The organism is Limnohabitans sp. (assembly GCF_044361985.1).
Classification (GTDB): domain Bacteria; phylum Pseudomonadota; class Gammaproteobacteria; order Burkholderiales; family Burkholderiaceae_C; genus Limnohabitans_A.
In genome coordinates this window covers 1-19,458 of the sequence record NZ_JBIKHV010000048.1, presented here as the reverse complement: position 1 = coordinate 19,458, position 19,458 = coordinate 1, and the positions used below count along the sequence as shown (strand labels likewise).

The 19,458-nt window shown below is 59.7% G+C and carries 20 protein-coding genes; 7 read left to right on the top strand and 13 right to left on the bottom strand.

All coding sequences use genetic code 11. The annotated features are described in order from the left end of the window. The 4 genes from ACIQ3A_RS09525 to ACIQ3A_RS09510 form a co-directional block, all read right to left on the bottom strand. The coding region (locus ACIQ3A_RS09525) for a hypothetical protein (protein WP_396431505.1) at positions 1-273 on the bottom strand (273 nt) is incomplete at its 3' end. Positions 274-555: 282 nt separating this feature from the next. Further along, positions 556-1,899 (bottom strand): NAD(P)H-dependent oxidoreductase, encoded by a 1,344-nt coding sequence (locus tag ACIQ3A_RS09520; RefSeq protein ID WP_396431504.1) that lies wholly within the window; start codon positions 1,897-1,899, stop codon positions 556-558. Next, positions 1,899-2,768, bottom strand: coding sequence for a phytanoyl-CoA dioxygenase family protein (locus tag ACIQ3A_RS09515; RefSeq protein WP_396431503.1), 870 nt, complete (start codon positions 2,766-2,768; stop codon positions 1,899-1,901). Before ACIQ3A_RS09515 ends, ACIQ3A_RS09520 begins: the two co-directional genes overlap by 1 nt. Before the next feature lie 14 nt (positions 2,769-2,782). Further along, positions 2,783-3,454, bottom strand: coding sequence for a GntR family transcriptional regulator (locus ACIQ3A_RS09510; RefSeq protein WP_396431502.1), 672 nt, complete (start codon positions 3,452-3,454; stop codon positions 2,783-2,785). Positions 3,455-3,590: 136 nt separating this feature from the next. Here ACIQ3A_RS09510 and map point away from each other — a divergent pair, with 136 nt between their 5' ends. Both map and ACIQ3A_RS09500 read left to right on the top strand, forming a co-directional pair. Continuing rightward, entirely contained in the window at positions 3,591-4,406 is an 816-nt protein-coding gene (gene map, locus ACIQ3A_RS09505; RefSeq protein WP_396431501.1) for a type I methionyl aminopeptidase, read from the top strand. Between the two features lies 1 nt (position 4,407). Then, positions 4,408-7,047 (top strand): [protein-PII] uridylyltransferase, encoded by a 2,640-nt coding sequence (locus ACIQ3A_RS09500; protein ID WP_396431500.1) that lies wholly within the window; start codon positions 4,408-4,410, stop codon positions 7,045-7,047. A gap of 24 nt (positions 7,048-7,071) precedes the next feature. Here ACIQ3A_RS09500 and ACIQ3A_RS09495 read toward each other — a convergent pair whose 3' ends face one another. Next, positions 7,072-9,453, bottom strand: a complete 2,382-nt coding sequence (locus tag ACIQ3A_RS09495; protein ID WP_396431499.1) for a YgiQ family radical SAM protein — start codon at positions 9,451-9,453, stop codon at positions 7,072-7,074. A gap of 120 nt (positions 9,454-9,573) precedes the next feature. Here ACIQ3A_RS09495 and ACIQ3A_RS09490 point away from each other — a divergent pair, with 120 nt between their 5' ends. Genes ACIQ3A_RS09490 through ACIQ3A_RS09480 form a run of 3 tightly spaced genes read left to right on the top strand, consistent with a single transcriptional unit; the run spans position 9,574 to position 11,391 of the window. Further along, positions 9,574-10,203, top strand: coding sequence for an IMPACT family protein (locus ACIQ3A_RS09490; protein WP_396431498.1), 630 nt, complete (start codon positions 9,574-9,576; stop codon positions 10,201-10,203). Further along, a complete protein-coding gene (locus ACIQ3A_RS09485) occupies positions 10,187-10,792 on the top strand; it encodes a chromate transporter (protein ID WP_396431497.1) in 606 nt (201 codons plus the stop codon). The genes ACIQ3A_RS09490 and ACIQ3A_RS09485 overlap by 17 nt, the downstream gene beginning before the upstream one ends. Continuing rightward, a complete protein-coding gene (locus tag ACIQ3A_RS09480) occupies positions 10,789-11,391 on the top strand; it encodes a chromate transporter (protein WP_396431496.1) in 603 nt (200 codons plus the stop codon). Before ACIQ3A_RS09485 ends, ACIQ3A_RS09480 begins: the two co-directional genes overlap by 4 nt. Before the next feature lie 6 nt (positions 11,392-11,397). Here ACIQ3A_RS09480 and ACIQ3A_RS09475 read toward each other — a convergent pair whose 3' ends face one another. Genes ACIQ3A_RS09475 through ACIQ3A_RS09465 form a run of 3 tightly spaced genes read right to left on the bottom strand, consistent with a single transcriptional unit; the run spans position 11,398 to position 13,268 of the window. Next, positions 11,398-11,748: a hypothetical protein gene (locus ACIQ3A_RS09475; protein WP_396431495.1), complete on the bottom strand. Its 351-nt coding sequence runs from the start codon at positions 11,746-11,748 to the stop codon at positions 11,398-11,400. 33 nt (positions 11,749-11,781) lie between these two features. Then, positions 11,782-12,516 carry a 23S rRNA (guanosine(2251)-2'-O)-methyltransferase RlmB gene (gene rlmB / locus ACIQ3A_RS09470; protein ID WP_396431494.1) on the bottom strand — a complete coding sequence of 245 codons (735 nt, stop codon included), beginning with the start codon at positions 12,514-12,516 and terminating at the stop codon, positions 11,782-11,784. 8 nt (positions 12,517-12,524) lie between these two features. Further along, on the bottom strand, positions 12,525-13,268 hold the full coding sequence (locus ACIQ3A_RS09465; RefSeq protein ID WP_396431493.1) for an ABC transporter ATP-binding protein: 744 nt from the start codon (positions 13,266-13,268) through the stop codon (positions 12,525-12,527). Between ACIQ3A_RS09465 and ACIQ3A_RS09460 the strand changes: the two genes are divergently transcribed. Both ACIQ3A_RS09460 and mnmH read left to right on the top strand, forming a co-directional pair. Continuing rightward, entirely contained in the window at positions 13,267-13,917 is a 651-nt protein-coding gene (locus ACIQ3A_RS09460; RefSeq protein WP_396431492.1) for an arylesterase, read from the top strand. The two genes, ACIQ3A_RS09465 and ACIQ3A_RS09460, sit on opposite strands and share 2 nt — an antisense overlap. Further along, a complete protein-coding gene (gene mnmH / locus ACIQ3A_RS09455; RefSeq protein WP_396431491.1) occupies positions 13,914-14,975 on the top strand; it encodes a tRNA 2-selenouridine(34) synthase MnmH in 1,062 nt (353 codons plus the stop codon). The genes ACIQ3A_RS09460 and mnmH overlap by 4 nt, the downstream gene beginning before the upstream one ends. Before the next feature lie 19 nt (positions 14,976-14,994). On the opposite strand, the gene ACIQ3A_RS09450 is transcribed toward mnmH, so the two are convergent. The 5 genes from ACIQ3A_RS09450 to ACIQ3A_RS09430 all read right to left on the bottom strand — a co-directional run bounded on the left by ACIQ3A_RS09450 (position 14,995) and on the right by ACIQ3A_RS09430 (position 19,446). Beyond that, a complete protein-coding gene (locus tag ACIQ3A_RS09450) occupies positions 14,995-15,195 on the bottom strand; it encodes a hypothetical protein (RefSeq protein ID WP_396431490.1) in 201 nt (66 codons plus the stop codon). Positions 15,196-15,205: 10 nt separating this feature from the next. Beyond that, positions 15,206-16,021, bottom strand: coding sequence for a DUF2189 domain-containing protein (locus tag ACIQ3A_RS09445; protein WP_396431507.1), 816 nt, complete (start codon positions 16,019-16,021; stop codon positions 15,206-15,208). Between the two features lie 195 nt (positions 16,022-16,216). After that, complete coding sequence (locus ACIQ3A_RS09440) at positions 16,217-17,461, bottom strand: PLP-dependent transferase (protein ID WP_396431489.1); 1,245 nt, start codon at positions 17,459-17,461, stop codon at positions 16,217-16,219. Positions 17,462-17,535: 74 nt separating this feature from the next. Beyond that, entirely contained in the window at positions 17,536-18,060 is a 525-nt protein-coding gene (locus ACIQ3A_RS09435; protein ID WP_396431488.1) for a phosphoribosyltransferase, read from the bottom strand. A gap of 57 nt (positions 18,061-18,117) precedes the next feature. After that, a complete protein-coding gene (locus tag ACIQ3A_RS09430; protein WP_396431506.1) occupies positions 18,118-19,446 on the bottom strand; it encodes an adenylosuccinate synthase in 1,329 nt (442 codons plus the stop codon). Positions 19,447-19,458 lie beyond the last annotated feature (12 nt).

Sequence of the window (19,458 nt, the reverse complement as noted above, 5' to 3'; positions counted from 1 at the left end):
GGACGCCCAGGGCGACACCGTTCCCAAACGGGGGCTGACCACCAGCACTGGGCCGTCGGTGGCGCCTGAATAAGGCTCGCCATAAGTGAGCAGTGCCGACAGGGTTTGCTTTTGGGTGTCTTGTAAGAGCGCCGTGCTGGCTACCAAATGCACGAAACGGGCTGAAATGCCTTGAATTTGCGGTGAGATGGCTGCCAGTCGCGCCAGAAGCTGGGTCATGCGAAAGCCGCTGAGTGCGCTTGCGCCTTCGAAAATCGTGATGTGCAGGGACACGGGGTGGCCTTGTAAAGGGACGGATAACCGCAGCGCCGGGGCCGCTGACTGGGACCGACCGGCAAAGCGGCTATTTTAGCCGGGGAAACCCTGATTCGGAGGGCCTCCGGCACGGCAAGCCGAAGCATTTGAGCAAGCCAAGAGCGACACCCAAGACGCACGCACCCATGCGCGCTCGGGGTGTCCACACAAGAACGCTTGTGCAGGGTAAGGCTCTGTGCAAGTGACCCGAAAAACAAATGCCAGACCGAGGCGGCCTGACGCCACTGTTCCCCGCGCAGATCAACCCAAAACCGACGTAGCCTCCATCTCGCGCCGGATTTTGTAGGCGTGCGTGCTGGTGTCCATGGCAACGTCGTCCCAGCTGAGGCTTTGGCCTTTGGCCACGGGCCGCAAGACTTTCACCCCATGTGCCAGGCCCAGAGGCACACCGCCCATGCGCTTTGAAGTGGCTGCAGGCAGCAACTTGCCCCAAACGGTGTAGCCGCCCTCGCCGTCCAGCATGTCGCCGGGTTTCAGGTCGCGCTTGGCGGTGGCCACCACATCGGCGTTCCAGCCGATGGCCACACCGGTCGGTTCATTGCGCAGGGCCACGCTGGCCACGCTCACACCCACTTCCAGTCCGATCAGGTGCCAGCGTTTGTAGAGGGTGAAGTAGCGGCCAGATGGATCGGTGTGGGCGTTGTACTCTTCAAAACAGTTTTTGATGTAGTCGGTCTCGGCCTCCACCGTGACCCACACGCCCATGCGGATGTCATAAGGTATTTTCCGGCCATCTTTTTCTAGGCTGGAGATCACCTCGACCATGCCTTTGCGCTCCAGCAGACCACCTTCCGAGATCGGCCGGGTGACATACGGGATGTCCTCTACGCTGGCCGGCGGGTACAGCAAGCCATTGCTGGGCACACCCAAGCCCGTGGCATTGGACACGGCCGTGCTCTCGATCGAGGGTTTGGAGCCGTCCAGAAAGCTGTTGAACATTTTGGGGTTGAGCCCACCGCGCTCAGCCTGCTCAGGTGACAAGCCGTAATAGCCCCAGACCGTTTCGGGTGTGGACTCGCAAAAGTGCGGCAACCATTTGTGGCCACGGCCAGCCGCCACCACCGGGAAACCACAGGTACGCGCCCAATCCACCAGATCACAAATCAGGGCAGGTTGATCGCCAAAAGCCAATGAATACACCACGCCCGCCGTTTGCGCCCGGGTGGCCAACAGGGGGCCGCAAAAGGCATCGGCCTCCACCGTCACGTTCACCACGTGTTTGCGGTTTGCAAATGCCTCCAGGATGTGGTCCACCGCATGCAGGGGCGAGCCTGTGCATTCGACAATCACGTCCACCGCCGGGTGGCGCACCAGGCTTTGCCAGTCGTCACCCACGTGGGTGCTGCCCAGTTTGACCGCTTCGTCCAGGCTTTTCGCGCTCAGGCGCTCGGCGGCCCAGCCCACGCGGGCCAAGTTGGCGCGGGCGGCAGTGGGCGACAGATCGGCGATGCCCACCAAATGCACACCAGGGGTGCGCGGAATCTGCGCCAAATACATGGAGCCGAATTTGCCCGCACCGATCAGGCCGATGCGGATCGGGCGGTTTTCTGCAGCGCGTTGCAGGAGTTTGGCGTGCAGGTTCATCAGGCGGCTTTCAGTTCTTCGAGCGAGGTTTCAAGGGCACTGGCGGGCATGCCGTTTTTCCAGGGCAGATCGACTGGATAAGGGTTCAGCAGGCAATCGTCGGGCAGGCAAGTGATGGGCGTGAAGTCGCGGTGCGCGATGTATTCGGGGCGCTTGTGACGGCGGATGTGGTTGGACACCGCGCACAAGCTCAGGTAAACGCTCACGCGGTTCCAGGGCGACAGGTTGCTGGTGGAGGCGTGCACCAGGCAGCTGTGGAACAGGATCATCGATCCTGCGGGGCCGGTAGGGCTGACGATGCCGCCGTCTTTGTCACCGGCGCGTTGCACCAGCTGGCGAATCAGGTTGTTGTCCACTGTCCACAATGGGTAGCTGGTGGTGGACAGGTCGTGTTTGGCTTCGACCACGCCTTTTTTGTGGCTGCCGGGGATGAACATCAGCGGGCCGTTGAAGGCGTTCACATCGTCCAGAAAAATCGCCACGTTCATGGCCCGCTCGGTGGGCATGTGGTCGTCGTTCAGCCAAGTGCCGTAGTCTTGGTGCCATTGCCACACATCACCCTCGAAGGCCATCTTGCCGTTGATTTTGAATTGGTGCATGTAGAGTTCTTCGCCAAACAAATCTTGCACGGGCTCGATCATGCGGGGGTGGCGGGCCAGCTTGGCAAAAGGCTCGCTGTACATGTGGGCGGCAAAGTTGGTGCGCACGGCTTCGCTGCCTTTTTCGCGCACGTTGAAAGCCTCTCGGCGGCTGTACAACTCAGGAACGGCATCGTTCAGGTTTTTGGTTTCTTCAGGTGTGAACAATCCCGGGAAAAAAAGATAGCCATCGCGGTCAAATTGCGCCAATTGTTCAGGTGTGAGTTTCATGCTCGTGCTCCAGGTTATGGTTTGAATGAGAGTTGCTCTGACAGTCGTGCCGTGAGTTGCACGCTGGCTTCGTGTGCGTGTTCTTGCACCAGGCGCACGGCCAATTCAGCGTCACCTTGGGCCATCGCTTGCGCAATCGCTTCGTGTTCGTCCCAAACGGTTTGGCGTTGGTGCGAAGACTGCAGCACCGCACCCATGACACGTTTCAGGTGGTGCCAGTGCAGATCGATGCTCTGCGCAATCAGGGGGTTTCCCGAGGCTTGGTAGACGGCCCGATGAAAGGCCAGGTCGGCATCGACCATGGCTTTGACGTCTTGGCTCGATTCGGCCTGTCGGCCCTGCGTGAAGATCTCAGGGTCAAGTTTTGCCCCCCGTTCGGCGGCCAAGCGCACCGCCAAAGCGTCCAGAGTGCCCCGTACCTGATAGACCTTGGCAATCCACGCCACATCAAGCTGGGTCACTTGCACACCCCGACCAGGCGCATCTTCTACAAAACCATCTTTTTTCAGCAAGCGCAGTGCTTGCAACACAGGTTGGCGAGACACCGCAAATCGTTGCGCCAGGTCTTCCTGGGTCAGGCGTTCGCCCGGCTGCAGTGCCCCTTCGCTGATGGCGTCGAGCAAACGGGCATAAACCTGTTCGACCAGATCAGGGGCTGTGGCCAGTTGGATGAGTTGAGCTTTCATGTCTGTATACAGAATACAGTGAATCCTGGATCGCCCTAATCCGTGTTAACCCGCAAGTCCAGGGTTCAGGACTCCAAAAAGCAGGAAGACCTGCAAGCCAGCGCTTCAGGTGAGTCGATGGGATAATCTATCTCCTATGACGATCACCCTCAAAACAGCTGCTGACATCGAAGGCATGCGCGTAGCATGCCGCCTGGCTTCAGAAGTCCTCGACTTCATCGAGCCCTTCATCAAACCGGGCATCACCACCAACGAAATCGACAAGTTGTGTCACGACTACATGGTCGATGTGCAGCAATGCATCCCTGCGCCGCTGAACTATGCACCGGGTGGCTACAAGCCTTACCCCAAGTCCATCTGCACGTCGATCAACCACCAGGTCTGCCACGGCATACCGAACGACAAACCCCTTAAAAAAGGCGATTCGCTCAACATCGACATCACCACCATCAAAGAAGGCTGGCACGGTGACACGAGCCGCATGTTTCATGTGGGCGAAGCCCCCATCGCAGCCAAACGGCTGGCCACACTGACGTACGAAGCCATGTGGAAAGGCATCGAGCAAGTCAAGCCCGGCGCCCATCTGGGCGACATTGGCCATGCGATTCAGAAATTTGCCGAGGGCCATGGCTTTTCGGTGGTGCGTGAGTTTTGCGGCCACGGCATTGGCCGGGGCTTTCACGAGGAACCGCAAGTGCTGCATTACGGCAAACCAGGCACCTTGGTGCAACTGGTGCCCGGCATGATTTTCACCATCGAGCCGATGATCAACGCTGGCAAACGCGACATCAAGGAAATGGGCGATGGCTGGACCATCGTGACCAAGGACCATTCTCTGTCCGCCCAGTGGGAACACACCGTGGTGGTGACTGAAACCGGCTACGAAGTGCTGACCTTGTCCGCAGGCAGCCCACCGATTCCAGCCTTCATCACCGACAAAGCCTCAGCTTGAGATGAACCCCCAGGACCCGTTGGCCAAGCTGGCCTTGTTGCGCGACACTTACAAGCACGACAAAGCGGCTGTGCTGCTCTCCCTGGCCAACAGCGGTTCGGCGGCGCGGGGACTCAAACAGACCCTGAAGCAACTGTCCATCCTGGCCGATGGTTTGCTGATCCAGTTGTGGCAGAACGCAGGCTTTTCTTCAGAATTGAGCTTGGTGGCCGTGGGCGGGTTTGGCCGAGCCGAACTGTTCCCGTATTCCGATGTCGACGTGCTGGTGCTGCTGCCTGACGGCCAGTCGCCTGAAAACACCCCCGAACTGCAAGGCCAGTTGGAGCGTTTTATTGGCAGCTGTTGGGACACTGGCCTTGAGATCGGCTCCAGCGTGCGCACCCTGGGTGAATGCTTGGCCGAATCCGCCAAGGACATCACGGTACAAACATCTCTGCTCGAGTCACGCCGAGTGACCGGCAACACCCGCTTGTTCACCGAATTTCAAAAGCACTTTCAGGCCGCCATGGACCCGCAGGCTTTTTTGATCGCCAAAACCCTGGAGATGCGCCAACGCCACACCAAGTTTGAAGACACGCCTTACGCGCTGGAGCCCAATTGCAAAGAGTCACCGGGTGGCCTGCGCGATTTGCAGGTGATCTTGTGGGTGGCCCGTGCAGCGGGTCTGGGACACAGCTGGGATGAGCTCGCCCGCAAAGGCCTGGCCACCCCCCTGGAGGCTCGTCAAATCAAACGCAATGAAGCCCTGATCGGCTTGATCCGAGCCCGGTTGCATCTGCAGGCCAAACGCCGTGAAGACCGTCTGGTGTTTGACCTGCAAACCAATGTGGCCGAGTCGTTTGGCTACACCTCGGACGTGACGCCCGAGGGCCGCCTGGCTTTGCGCGCCAGCGAAAAGCTGATGCGCCAATACTATTGGGCGGCGAAAGCGGTGACGCAGCTCAACCAGATTTTGCTGCTCAACATCGAAGACCGTTTGAAAGCGGACCGGGGCGAAGACGTCAATGATTTTCGACCTTTGAACGCGCGTTTTTTTGAAAAGGCAGGCCTGATCGAAGTGGCCAGCGATGACCTGTACCAAAAGCACCCGCACGCCATCCTGGAGACCTTTTTGCTGTACCAGGCAACGCCAGGCGTGAAGGGTTTGTCGGCCAGAACGCTGCGTGCGCTGTACAACGTGCGGGCCATCATGAACGGGCGTTTTCGCAGCGATCCCGTGAACCGCCAGGTTTTTTTGCAGATCTTGCAACAGCCCCAGGGCATCACGCACGCGATGCGCTTGATGAACGAGACCTCGGTGCTGGGGCGTTACCTGTGGGTGTTCCGGCGCATTGTGGGCCAGATGCAGCACGATCTGTTTCATGCCTACACGGTGGACCAGCACATCCTGATGGTGCTGCGCAATGTGCGGCGCTTTTTCATGGCCGAGCACACGCACGAATACCCGTTTTGCTCTCAATTGGCGGGCGGCTGGGACAAGCCCTGGATTTTGTACACTGCCGCGCTGTTTCATGACATTGCCAAAGGCCGAGGCGGCGACCACTCCAAACTGGGCATCACTGAAGTGCGCACCTTCTGCCGCCAGCACCAGATCGACAAGGCCGATGCACAGCTGATCGAGTTCCTGGTGGGCGAACACCTGACGATGAGCCACGTCGCACAAAAAGAAGACCTGAGCGAACCAGAAGTCATTGGCCGCTTTGCACAACGCGTGGGTGATGAACGGCGCCTGACCGCGTTGTACTTGCTGACAGTGGCCGACATCCGGGGTACCAGCCCCAAAGTCTGGAACGCCTGGAAAGGCAAGCTGCTGGAAGATTTGTACAAATCCACCCTGCGCGTGCTGGGGGGCCGCGCACCCGACGCCAATGCTGAAGTGGAAGCGCGAAAGCGCGAGGCCTTGATTGAATTGGCCCGCCAAGCGGAGCCCCATGAGGGTCACAAGGCTTTTTGGGACACGCTGGATGTGGGCTATTTCATGCGACACGATGCCTCCGACATCGCCTGGCACACACGGCAACTGTCGCGCCATGTGGCGCTGCCCAAGCAAGATCAGCCCCGCACCATCGTGCGGGCGCGTCCCTCGCCTGTGGGCGAAGGCCTGCAGGTGCTGGTGTTCACACCCGACCAGCCCGACCTGTTTGCCCGAATTTGCGGCCACTTCGACCAATCAGGGTTCAGCGTGCTGGACGCCAAAATCCACACCACCCGAACCGGCTGGGCACTGGACACCTTTCAGATCGTGACCACCCTGCTGCCCGAGCACTACCGCGAGTTGATGACCATGGTCGAGTCGGGCCTGACACAAACCCTGGAGCGCCAAGGCCCCTTGCCCACACCCACCAAAGGCCGGGTATCACGCCGGGTAAAAAGCTTTCCCGTCACCCCAAGGGTCACGCTCAAACCCGATGAAAAAGCACAAAACTGGCTGTTGAGCATCTCGGCCAGTGACCGCAATGGCTTGCTCTACAGCATCGCCCGCGTGCTGGCCAAGCACGGCATCAACCTGCAACTGGCCAAAATCAGCACCCTGGGTGAACGGGTGGAAGACAGCTTCTTGATCAGTGGCGCCGAGCTGCAGCAAAACAAAGCGCAGATCGAGATCGAGACGGAACTGCTGGCAGCGCTGCAGCCCGCTTAAGAACGAACTGCACGCGCTTGCGCCTCAGCCCTTTTTGCGCGGTGGCAATCCAGTGTGCTGAGTCAGGATCTGCCCTTTTTTAGGCGGAACTGAACGCTTGGGTGTGGTGGACAAAGACACCGAAGAATTGGCCCCCGCCCCTGTGCTGTTTTTACGCCGGGCGCTTTGGTAGCCGTCTTCGGCCAGCGGCTGCCAGCTCGGAATCAGGTGGTGTTTGCCATTGCCGATCAAATCGGCGCGGCCCATGGCCTTGAGCGCTTCACGCAGCAGCGGCCAATTGCTCGAATCGTGGTAGCGCAAAAACGCCTTGTGCAGACGGCGGCGTTTGTCGCCTTTGACCACGTCCACCTTTTCACTGTCGCGAGTGATCTTGCGCAGCGGGTTGCGGGTGGAGTGGTACATGGCCGTGGCTGTGGCCATCGGGCTGGGGTAGAAGGTCTGCACCTGGTCGGCTCTAAAGCCGTTCTTCTTGAGCCAGATGGCCAAGTTCATCATGTCGTCGTCACTGGTGCCAGGGTGCGCTGCAATGAAATACGGAATGAGAAACTGCTTTTTGCCCACCTCTTCGCTGTATTTGTCGAACATCGACTTGAAGCGGTCGTAGGTGCCGATGCCGGGCTTCATCATCTTGGACAGCGGGCCACCCTCGGTGTGCTCGGGCGCGATCTTCAGATAGCCGCCGACATGGTGCTGCACCAGTTCTTTGACGTACTCGGGCGACTGCACGGCCAGGTCATAACGCAGGCCCGAGCCGATCAGGATTTTCTTGATACCCTGCAGATTTCGGGCCCGGCGGTACATGTTGATCAACGGGCCGTGATCGGTGGTCAGGTTCTGGCAGATACCGGGGAACACGCAACTGGGTTTGCGGCAGGCCGATTCGATTTCGGGGCTTTTGCAGCCCAGACGGTACATGTTGGCCGTGGGGCCACCCAGGTCTGAAATCACACCGGTGAAACCCTTGACCTTGTCGCGGATTTCCTCCACTTCGCGAATGACGGATTCTTCGGAACGGCTCTGGATGATGCGTCCTTCGTGCTCGGTGATCGAGCAAAAGGTGCAGCCGCCGAAACAGCCGCGCATGATGTTGACACTGAACCGAATCATCTCCCACGCAGGAATTTTGGTGGTGTGGTCGTGGCTGCCTTGCTCGTCGGCATAACGTGGGTGCGGGCTGCGCGCATAGGGCAGGTCAAACACATGGTCCATCTCTGCGGTGGTGAGCGGGATGGGTGGCGGCGTGATCCAGACGTCGCGGGCGGTGGTGCCCTCGCCGTGCGCCTGCACCAGGCAGCGTGCATTGCCGGGGTTGGTCTCGAGGTGCAGCACACGGTTGGCGTGGGCATACAACACCGGGTCGGACTTGACCTGCTCGTAACTGGGCAGACGGATTACGCTCTTGTCACGCGGCGGGACTTTGTGGGTGCCTTTGCCACGCAGCGCGGGGTTGGGCACAAATGTCAGGGGCTGAATGGCCGATTGAACGGCGCGTGCCTGGGCTACTGCCGCCGACAAATCGCTCTCGACGTTTTGGGCGTTGTGGGTATTGGCCACTTCCTTGGCTTCTTCTTCCCGGGCGCACGTGGCGCCCTGCTCCCGCGCTTGGTCGGAGATCATCAAATACGGGTTGATGTGCGCCTCGACGTGTCCGGGCGAATCCACGCTGGTGGAGTTGATCTCGAACCAGCCTTGGGCCGACTCGTCGCCCTGGCGACGCACAAAGGCGGTGCCGCGCACATCGGTGATCTGTTGCACGGGTTCACGGGCGGCTAGGCGGTGGGCGATCTCCACAATCGCCCGTTCAGCGTTGCCGTACAAAAGCAAGTCGCATTTGCTGTCCACCACCACCGAGCGGCGCACCTTGTCAGACCAGTAGTCGTAATGCGCGATGCGGCGCAAGCTGCCTTCGATGCCGCCCAGCACAATGGGCGTATCCGGAAATGCTTCACGGCAGCGCTGGCTGTAAACGATGGCTGCGCGGTCCGGCCGCTTGCCGCCCACGTCACCCGGGGTATAGGCGTCGTCGGTGCGGATTTTGCGATCAGCGGTGTAGCGGTTGATCATGGAATCCATGTTGCCGCTGGTCACGCCCCAAAACAGGTTGGGCTTGCCCAGCGCCTTGAAGGCTTCGGCACTGGTCCAATCGGGCTGGGCAATGATGCCGACCCGAAAACCCTGGTTTTCGAGCATGCGGCCAATCACGGCCATGCCGAAACTCGGGTGGTCCACATAGGCGTCGCCAGTGACCAGCACGATGTCGCAGCTGTCCCAACCCAGTTGCGTCATTTCCTCTCGGCTCATGGGCAACATCGGGGCCGTGCCGAAGCGCTGCGCCCAGAACTTGCGGTAACTGGTCAGCGGCTTGGCATCACGCGGAAAAAAGGAGACGTCGACAAAGGCGTTCATGGGCTGGATATCGGGATAACCCGCTAGTGTAGGGGCTTGGGGGTGGGCTTAAGAAGCCAGCGGGTATTCGGCCAGCCTCATCCATTTCAGGACACCTAGGACATCCAGGACAATGACCCCATGCCTTTTTCCCTTGCGCAGCCTGCCCAGCACGAACTGGTCATCAAAAAAAGCCGGTTTATCGCCTGCGTGGAACCCGTTGCCGGGCGCGAGGCAGCGCAGAGACGGGTGGCGCAACTCAAGGCCGAGCACCCGGACGCGGCCCATGTGTGCTGGGCGCTTTTGGCCGGTGGGCAATCGGCTGCGAATGACGATGGCGAGCCTGGCGGCACGGCGGGCCGACCCATGCTGGAGGTGTTGCGGCACCATGACCTGCAAGGCGTGATGGCCTCGGTGGTGCGTTACTTTGGTGGCGTCAAGCTTGGCGCAGGTGGGCTGGTGCGGGCCTACACCGACGCCGTGGCGCAGGCCCTGCTGACGGCCAAGAAGATTGCGCTGATTCAAACGGTCCAACTGGCCTGCAGCGTGCCTTATGCCCTGGAGGGCTGGGTAAGGCGCGAGTTGGATCTGGCCCAGGCACAGTTGCAGACGGTCACACACGCCAGCGTGGTGAGCTTGCTTTTCGCGCTGCCTGAAACCCGGGCTGTGGCCTTGTCTGAGCGCCTGAGTGAGGGCGGCCGCGGCCAGTTGCTGTGGCTGGACGCCAAGGAATTTGCAGAAACACACAGGGATAATGCCCCCCATGCCTGAAACCGCCTTGCTGAATCGACCCCATTCCAAAACCGATATTTTTGTGTCGTTCACCCTGTTGGCGCTGCAGGGTTTTGGAGGTGTATTGGCCGTGGTGCAGCGCGAGATGGTCGAGAAAAAACGCTGGATGACCAACGAGCAATTTATCGAGGACTGGGCCGTTGCGCAGATCATGCCGGGCCCAAATGTGATCAACCTGTCGCTGATGATCGGTGGCCGCCACTTTGGATTAGCCGGGGCTTTGGCGGGGATGGCAGGCATGCTGACCGCCCCCATGGTGGTGGTCTTGCTGGTGGCTGTGGCCTTTGGCGGCGTATCAGATCAGACATGGGCACAAGGCGCTTTGCGCGGTATGGGGGCGGTGTCTGCCGGACTGATCGCGGCCGTCGGCCTCAAGTTGATCAGCGCCCTGCGCAGCAACCCGATGGGCATGCCGATGTGCATCGCGTCGGCCACCGCCAGTTTTGTGGGGGTGGGCGTGTTGCGCTGGCCGCTGGCCTATGTGCTTTTGGCCACCGGTCTGGTGGCGTGCAGCTGGGCTTATCTGCAATTGGCCCGGCAGGCCAGCCGAACATCGGGCACGCCATGAACCCTGTGCTGCAACTGTCGCCCCATGATTGGCTGAGCCTGTTCAACCACTTTGCGTCTTTGTCGCTGCTGGCCGTGGGGGGCGCCATCACCACAGCGCCCGACATGCACCGCTTTCTGGTGGACGAAACCCATTGGTTGAGCGATGCCCAGTTCACCTCGTCCATTGCCTTGGCGCAAGCGGCACCGGGTCCCAATATTTTGTTTGTGGCTTTGATGGGCTTCAACGTGGGGCTGAATGCCGGTGCAGGTTTGGGGGGCGGCTGGGTCAGCGTGGGTCTGGCCAGCCTGGGGGTGGTGGTGACCATGCTGGGCATCATGCTGCCTTCTTCGGTGCTGACCTATACGGCCACGCGCTGGGCGCACCAGCACCGTGAGAAGCTCGGCATCCGGGCTTTCAAGTCGGGCATGGCTCCCATCGTGATCGCCCTGTTGCTGGCCACAGCCTGGCTGCTTACGCTCAGCCACAACCACCCTGCACGCGACTGGCCGCTCTACGTGCTGACGGCCCTGACCACGCTGGTGGTCTGGCGCACACGCGTGCACATGCTGTGGTTGATTGGTCTGGGCGCCCTGCTGGGTGCCCTGGGCTGGGTCTGAAACGGCTCAGCGCGGGTTCTCGAAGAACACCGTATTCGAATAATCGCTGACCTCGAAATACACCTTCTTTTCGTCCGGATCGACCAGCATGTTCAGGTTTTCATCGAGCACGCCATAACCGTAGCGGTAGGCACGGGGCGACTTGTCGTCGGTGCCCAGAGCGGTGCTGATCTTGTCGACTTTCAAAAAGCGACGCACCAGTTTGTCCCCGGCATAGACCTCCATCACACCATTGGTGCCCGTCCAGTTTTGGATGTCGCGGCTGATCTTGTTTTGCTGCTCTTGCGTACAGGCCGCAACCAAGCTGGTAGCCAGCACAGCGGTGACCACAGCGAGGCGAGTGAAGGTTTTTTTCATGGCTTGATCTCAGGGCAAAAGGGGGATGGCAGCTCAGGTTCTCTGTCGCAAAGCTTCGTAGAGACAGACACCACTGGCTACGGAAACATTCAGGCTTTCCACCGCCCCGCGCATCGGGATGCTGACCAGTTCATCGCAATTTTTGCGGGTCAGTTGGCGCATGCCAGCGCCTTCGGCACCCAAAACCAGTGCGGTGGGCACCTTCAGGTCGGCCTGGTAAATGGTGCGTGGGGCATCGTCGCTGGTGCCCACCACCCAGATGCTGCGCTCCTTGAGTTCGCCCAAAGTCCGAGCCAGGTTGGTGACCATGAAGTACGGCATGGTCTCAGCAGCGCCGCTGGCCACCTTGGCCACGGTGGCATTGATGCCGGCAGCATGGTCTTTGGGGGCGATGACGGCATGTGCACCCGCGCCATCGGCCACGCGCAAGCAAGCGCCCAGGTTGTGCGGATCGGTGACGCCATCCAGTACCAGCAACAAGGGCGGGCCTTCCACAGTGTCGAGCAGGTCGTCCAGCGAATGGTTTTGAGGCATGGGCGCAACCATGGCCACCACGCCCTGGTGACCGTGACCACCGGCCAGCTTGGCCAGGCGCTCACCGTCCGATTCGATCATGCGCATGCCGGAATCGCGGGCCTTGTCGATGAACGTCCGCATGCGGGCGTCGCGGCGGGTGACCTCGTAATGGATTTCTACAACGGATTGGGGGGCGATCTTGAGGCGAACGCCCACGGCATGGAAGCCGAACAGCACTTTGTGGGATGACATGCCCAGGATTATCGTTGGTCCAAGCTACTGTCAGCGCCAACGCTGGCAAACGGTGCCTGCCTTTCATCCTGATCAGCCACGGCTTCCGACAGGCGACCAGCCTGAATCACCAGCATGCGCTCACAGCGGGCCGCCAGTTGGCGGTCGTGCGTGACAAGCACCAGGGTGGTGACTTGCTCACGGTTGAGCGCAAACATCAGGTCCATGATGGCCTCGCCGGTGGCATGGTCAAGGCTGCCCGTGGGCTCGTCGGCCAACAACAAATCAGGTTGCACCACAAAGGCCCGAGCCAAGGCAACGCGCTGCTGCTCGCCCCCAGAAAGCACCTTGGGCAAGTGTTTCAGGCGCTCACCCAGGCCCACGCGCTGCAGCATGGCCGTGGCCGTGCTGCGGGCATCGTGCCGATCGGCCAACTCGAGTGGGAGCATGACGTTTTCAAGCGCGGTCAGATTGGGCATGAGCTGAAAGCTCTGGAACACAAAACCCACATGCTGGGCCCGAACCGCCGCGCGCTCGTCCTCGGACAAATCGAACAGCGATTGCCCTGCCAGCAGCACCTGGCCGGAGCTGGGTGTATCCAGCCCCGCCAAAATGGCCAGCAAGGTGCTTTTTCCAGAACCGGAAGCACCGACAATAGCGGCTGTTTCACCGGCATTCAAAGAAAAGTCGATGCCGCGCAAAATGTCCAGATGGCCACTGGCATCCTGCACACTTTTTGAAACGCCACGCACAGCAATAATGGATTCAGGCATGCACAAACCTTTGTTAAGACGACGCCACTTTAACTGTAGCCTGCTGGCCCTTGCCTGCTGGGGCTTTGTGGCGCCCGTTGCTGCTGCGCCAGCGCAGCGCGTTTTGGTGGTGGGTGATTCACTGAGCGCCGAGTACGGTCTCTCGCGCGGCACGGGCTGGGTCGCCTTGCTGCAAAAAAAACTGGCCCAGGAAAAACCCGGCGTTGAGGTGCTCAACGCCAGCATCAGCGGCGAAACCACATCTGGTGGCCGCTCACGCATGGCTGCCCTGCTGCAAAAACACCAACCCAGCCATGTGGTGATCGAATTGGGCGGCAACGATGCCCTGCGCGGTCTGCCTTTGAGCATGACGCAAGACAACTTGCTCACCATGACGCGCCAGGCCCAGGCGGCAGGTGCCCAGGTGCTGCTGCTGGGCATGCAAATGCCCCCCAATTACGGCCCCGACATGGCGCGCCAGTTCGAAGCCGTCTACGCCCAGGTGGCCAAAAAGCAAAAGGCGTCACTGGTGCCATTTTTTCTGAAAGGCATTGGCGACGACCCCGAGCCTCTGAAATGGTTTCAAGCCGACCGCATTCACCCCAACGAAGATGCGCAACCGCGCATGCTGGCCAATGTCTGGCCCACTTTGAAGAAACAATTGAAATGAGCGTTCACCTGATCCCGGCCACAGAAGCCATGGCCAAATTGAACCAGTTTGATGCCATCTTGGACGCTCGCTCTGAAGGGGAGCATGCCGAAGACCACTTGCCTGGCGCCCTGAACTGGCCATCGTTGAACAACGAAGAGCGCATCAAGGTGGGCACGCTGTACAAGCAGGTCAACCCGTTTGAAGCACAAAAAATGGGGGCCGCCCTGGTGGCCAGAAATATCGCCCAGCACATTGAAACGCATGTGATGGACAAACCCAGAACCTGGCAACCCCTCGTTTATTGCTGGCGCGGTGGCAAACGCAGCAACTCGCTGGCGCTGATCCTGGGGCAAATCGGCTTCAAGGTGCACCTGATCGAAGGCGGCTACAAGGCCTTTCGCAAAGCCGTGGTGGACGACATTCCCCGTCAGGCGCAACGCCTGCATTTTCAAGTGCTGTGCGGCCCCACTGGCTCCGGTAAAACCCGCTTGCTGCAGGCTCTGACGCAAGCAGGTGCCCAGGTGTTGGACCTGGAGGCCATCGCCTGTCACCGCAGCTCGGTGCTGGGCTTGATTCCAGGCACGCCGCAACCCACACAAAAAGCTTTTGACACGCAAGTGTGGGATGCATTGCGCTCGTTCAGCACCGATCGGCCGGTTTTTGTAGAAGCAGAAAGCAAGAAGGTGGGCAACCTGACGGTGCCCGCCGAATTGATGGTGGCCATGCGCGCCAGTCCTTGCTGGCGGGTGGATCTGTCGCTTGAAAACCGGGTGAACTTGCTGCTGGAAGACTATGCGTTTTTCACGCAAGATCGTGCCCTGTTTGCCGACCGTCTGGAACGCTTGACAGCGCTGCGCGGCAAAGCCGTGGTGGCAGCTTGGCACGAAAGAATTGAGCGGGGTGAAATGCGCGAGGTAGTGACCGAACTGCTGTCAGGTCACTACGACCCGGGTTATGAAAATTCAACAGGGAACAATTTTGTGCATTACGCCAAAGCCCCCCTGATTGCCCCTGCCAGTCACAGCATGGCCCACATGCTGGCACTGGCCCACAGGCTGGTCCAAGCGCCGCAGTAAAGCCGGCGCTGATGCACGGTCAGGCGCTGGGGTTTTGTGTGACGGGCGCGTCTGGCGCCGATGGCTCGTCAGGGGCGGCTTGTGGATCGTCTAACTCGGTGCCATCTTCAGAAAAAAGACCAGACTTGCGGTCGGACTTGGCTTTGAGCTTGTCTTCTTTTTTGCGTTTCTTGGCCAGTTCTTTCTGGCGTTTTTCGAATCCGTAGTTGGGTGTGGCCAAGATGGCTCCTTTAATTTGTGCTGCCCAATGTAACAGCTTCTTCCGGGCTTTCTTGCCACTCGACACTGCAACGGTATGCGTGCCAACTGGCATGCCCGAGCCACGGCCCCACCAAGACAATGCCCAAGGCCCATGGCCACAAGGCAGCCAGCACCAAGGCACTCAACAAAAGCCCCCATAAAAGCATCACACCAGGGTTGGACAAAACCACGCGCATGCTGGTGATCCCTGCGGAAATGGCATCGGTGTCGCGGTCGAGAATCATGGGGATAGAGACCACCGACAGGCCAAATACCAGCACGGCAAAGACGCCCCCCACAGCCAGATAAACCATCAGGAATTCGATATTTTGCGGGTTGAAGACCGCCTGGATGACGCCCGTGGTCGATGGCATACCGGTGTTGAAAAAAACGGCAAACACCACCAGCGAGGCTCGTCCCCAAAGCAAGGCCATCAGCATGAGCACCAAAACCAGCATGCCCATGCTGCGGATATGTCGATCCCAGCACATCAAGGACGAGGCCATGTCGGGCAACTCGCCCTGCTCTCTTTTGCGACTGACCTCGTACAAGCCCATGGCCAAAAAGGGCCCAACCAGCAAACAACCCGACACCAGTGACATGGTGTATTCGGGCTGGTGTTTGAAAACCAAGGCCAGCACTTGGGCCATGCCCCAAAAGCACAAACCATAAAACAAGGCGATGCCAGGGTGTTGCCGCAGGTCATGCCAGCCAAGGGCCAGCCAGCGAAAGGGGTCGGCAAAGCCCAAAACCAGAATACGCGACTGCGGACCCTCAGGCGGTGGGGGCACGTAGGGCGATGCCATGTTGGGCAACCCCTCGGGATGGGCTGAGTCGGGCTGACCCGTGGCCACCACCAGTTGCTGGGGTTCAGAGTTCATGGCCATCCAGAGGTGCGTGCATGCTGACCAGATTAGCCGACCCGTGCATCGCTGAACAGTCAGGTAACTACTGACTTTGCAAACACAAAACGGGTATCGGCCGAATTTTTAGGCGCGCCATCACACCAAGGGCAAATGGGCGCGCGCAGATTGATGCAAGTCAAGCAGCAGGTCTTGCGCCGACTCAAGGCCTGCAGAAAAGCGCACCAATGTGCCATTCTTCAAATGCGCAGACCAGCTTTGTCGCATCGACACCAGGTCATAAGGCACCACCAGACTGACCGGGCCACCCCAGCTGTAACCAATTTTGAACAGCTGCAAGCCATCGCAAAAGGCATCGACTTGGGCTTGGGTGTATCGGGGGGCGATCATCACGCTGAACAAACCTGCTGCCAATCCGGTGCCGGGCGCGCGGTGACACAGCGCTTGCCAATGGGCGTGCCCAGGCGAGCCGTCAAAGGCAGGGTGCAGCAGTTGAGCACATTGCGCTTGCTTTAACCACCAAGCGGCCAGTGTGCGTGCGGTCTGGTCGTGCGCGGCGTAACGCAAGGCGATGCTGGGCAAAGAGCGCAACACGGTTTCAGCATCGTTGGCCCCAACGCCCAGGCCCAATCGCATGTGGCACAACTTGATTTTCAGGTGCAACTTCGGGTCTTGCGTGACGATGCTGCCCATCAGCACATCGCCGCCACCGCTGGGGTATTTGGTGAGTGCATGGGCACTGATGTCCACGGCCAAACTGCCCTGTTCGCCAGACCCATCACCCAACAAGTCAAAGGGCTTGAAGGCCAGGCCCGCCCCCCAAGTATTGTCGAGGGCGCACAAAACGGATTGAGCCTTGCAGCGGCGCACCAGTTCGGGTAAGTCGGGAAACTCCATGCTGACCGATCCCGGCGCTTCCAACCACACCAAGCGTGTGCGGGCATTGATCTTGCCGGCCAGATCGTCTGGGTTCATCGGGTCGTACAGTTGGTGCGTGATGCCGTAGTGGCGCAACTCACCTTCAGCCAAAGCCTTGTTGGGGCCATAGGCATTGTCTGGCAGCAACAACTCATCACCGCTCTTGAGCAAGGCCAGGGCCACGGTCGCCAGAGCAGCCAGGCCACTGGGCACCAACACGCACTGCGCGCCACCTTCTAGGGTGCACAGGCGCTCTTCAAGCATGTAGGTGGTGGGTGTGCCGTGCAGCCCATAGGTGTAGGCCGATTTGTCTTTCCACTCCCGTTGGCGCATGTCGGCCACGCTTGGAAAGTACACCGTGGAAGCTTTGAACACGCCTGGCTGAGGGGCATCAAAACCTGCAGGTGGGGTGTAGGGATGATGGATCAGCTCGGTCATGCCCTTGGAGAAATTGGAATCGGTCATCTTGTCATCCTAAAGCAAACAGCCTCCCGAAGGAGGCTGCAAAAACATCCTGCGCGGCAGGTACACCTAGGAGGTCAGACGCTCCACTTTTCCAGCAACTTTTCTGGGCGCATGTTGTCGTAGGGCTCGAAAGGCTGGTGAATCCAGGGGTTGGTCGGCAAATCTTCCACCGAATAGTCGGGCTTGAAACTGGACACGCCTTTGGTCCAGATCACGGCGGTGCGCAATTCGGTCACAGGCTTGTAGTTGTTTTTCAGCTGGTCCACCACCGCACGCAGGGTGTGGCCGGTGTCGGCCAAATCGTCAACGAGCAGCACTTTGCCAGCGATCTCCCCCTTGGGCGTGGTGATGTAACGGGCGATGTCCAGGTGGCCTTGCAAGGTGCCGGCTTCAGCGCGGTAAGAACTCGTGGACATGATGGCCAGCGGCTTGTCAAAAACACGTGACAAGATGTCGCCTGGGCGCATGCCCCCTCGGGCCAGGCACAAAATATTGTCAAATTCCCAACCCGACTGGTGGATTTTGATGGCGAGTTTTTCAATCAGGTTGTGGTACTCGTCGTAACTCACATACAGGTGCTTGCCGTCTTCGGTCAACATGGGTTCTCTCCAAAAATAAAGGGGTTGAGGTCAATGTCTGCTTGCAAAACCAGACTTTCAGGCCGCAAAAGGGTTGTGCAACAAAATGGTGTGGTCGCGGTCGGGGCTGGTGGACACCACATGCACGGGCACGCCCGTCACTTCGGCAATGCGAGCCAGATAACGGCGTGCGGTGTCAGGCAGTTTGTCCAGGTCTGTCACACCCACAGTGGTTTCAGTCCAGCCGGGAATCACTTCGTAAATGGGCTTGCAACGGGCGATTTCGTCAGCGCCCATGGGCAAAATGTCGATGGTTTCACCATCCAGCTCATAGCCGGTGCACAGCAGCAACTCTTTCAGGCCATCCAGCACATCCAGCTTGGTGATGCACAAACCGGACAGGCCGTTGACCTGGGCACTGCGTTTGAGCAAGGCGGCATCAAACCAGCCACAGCGGCGTGAACGTCCGGTGGTCACGCCCTTTTCGGCGCCCACAGTGGACATGTGATAACCCGGGGTGCCTGGGGTTTCCCAATCGAGCTCGGTCGGGAAAGGGCCACCGCCCACGCGGGTGCAATAGGCTTTGGTGATGCCCAAGATGTAGTGCAGCATGCCCGGGCCCACCCCCGACCCGGCGGCGGCATTGCCCGCCACGCAATTGCTGGAGGTCACAAAGGGATACGTGCCATGGTCCACATCGAGCAAGGTGCCTTGGGCGCCTTCAAACAGCAAATTGGCGCCAGCTTTGTGCGCGTCGTTCAGCTCGCGCGACACATCGGCCACCATCGGCAGAAGCTCTTTGGCGTAGGCCATGGCTTCGTTGAAAGTGGCGTCAAAGTCGACTGGAGGTGCGCCCAAAATGTTGACCAGCACCTCGTTGTGCAACGCCAAATTTTCACGCAGCTTGGTGGCAAATCGCTCAGGGTATTTAAGGTCTTGCACACGCAAGGCGCGTCGAGCCACTTTGTCTTCATAAGCGGGCCCAATGCCACGGCCAGTGGTGCCGATCTTGGCAGTGCCCGCCTTCTCTTTGGCGGCCTCGCGGCCCACATCCAGCGCGACGTGGTAAGGCAGGATCAAGGGGCAAGCCTCGCTCACGCGCAGCCGCGAACGGACTTCAACCCCGGCTTTTTCAAGGCCGGCGATTTCTTCGAGCAATTTGGGCACCGACAAGACCACGCCGTTGCCGATGTAGCACTTGACGCCTGCACGCATGATGCCGCTGGGGATCAGGTGCAAGGCCGTTTTGACGCCATTGATCACCAGGGTGTGGCCCGCGTTGTGCCCCCCCTGGAAACGCACCACGCCCTGGGCGCTTTCGGTCAACCAGTCCACCAATTTGCCTTTGCCTTCGTCACCCCATTGGGTCCCGACGACGACCACATTACGGCCTTGCTTCATGTTCATGCTTGAAATGTT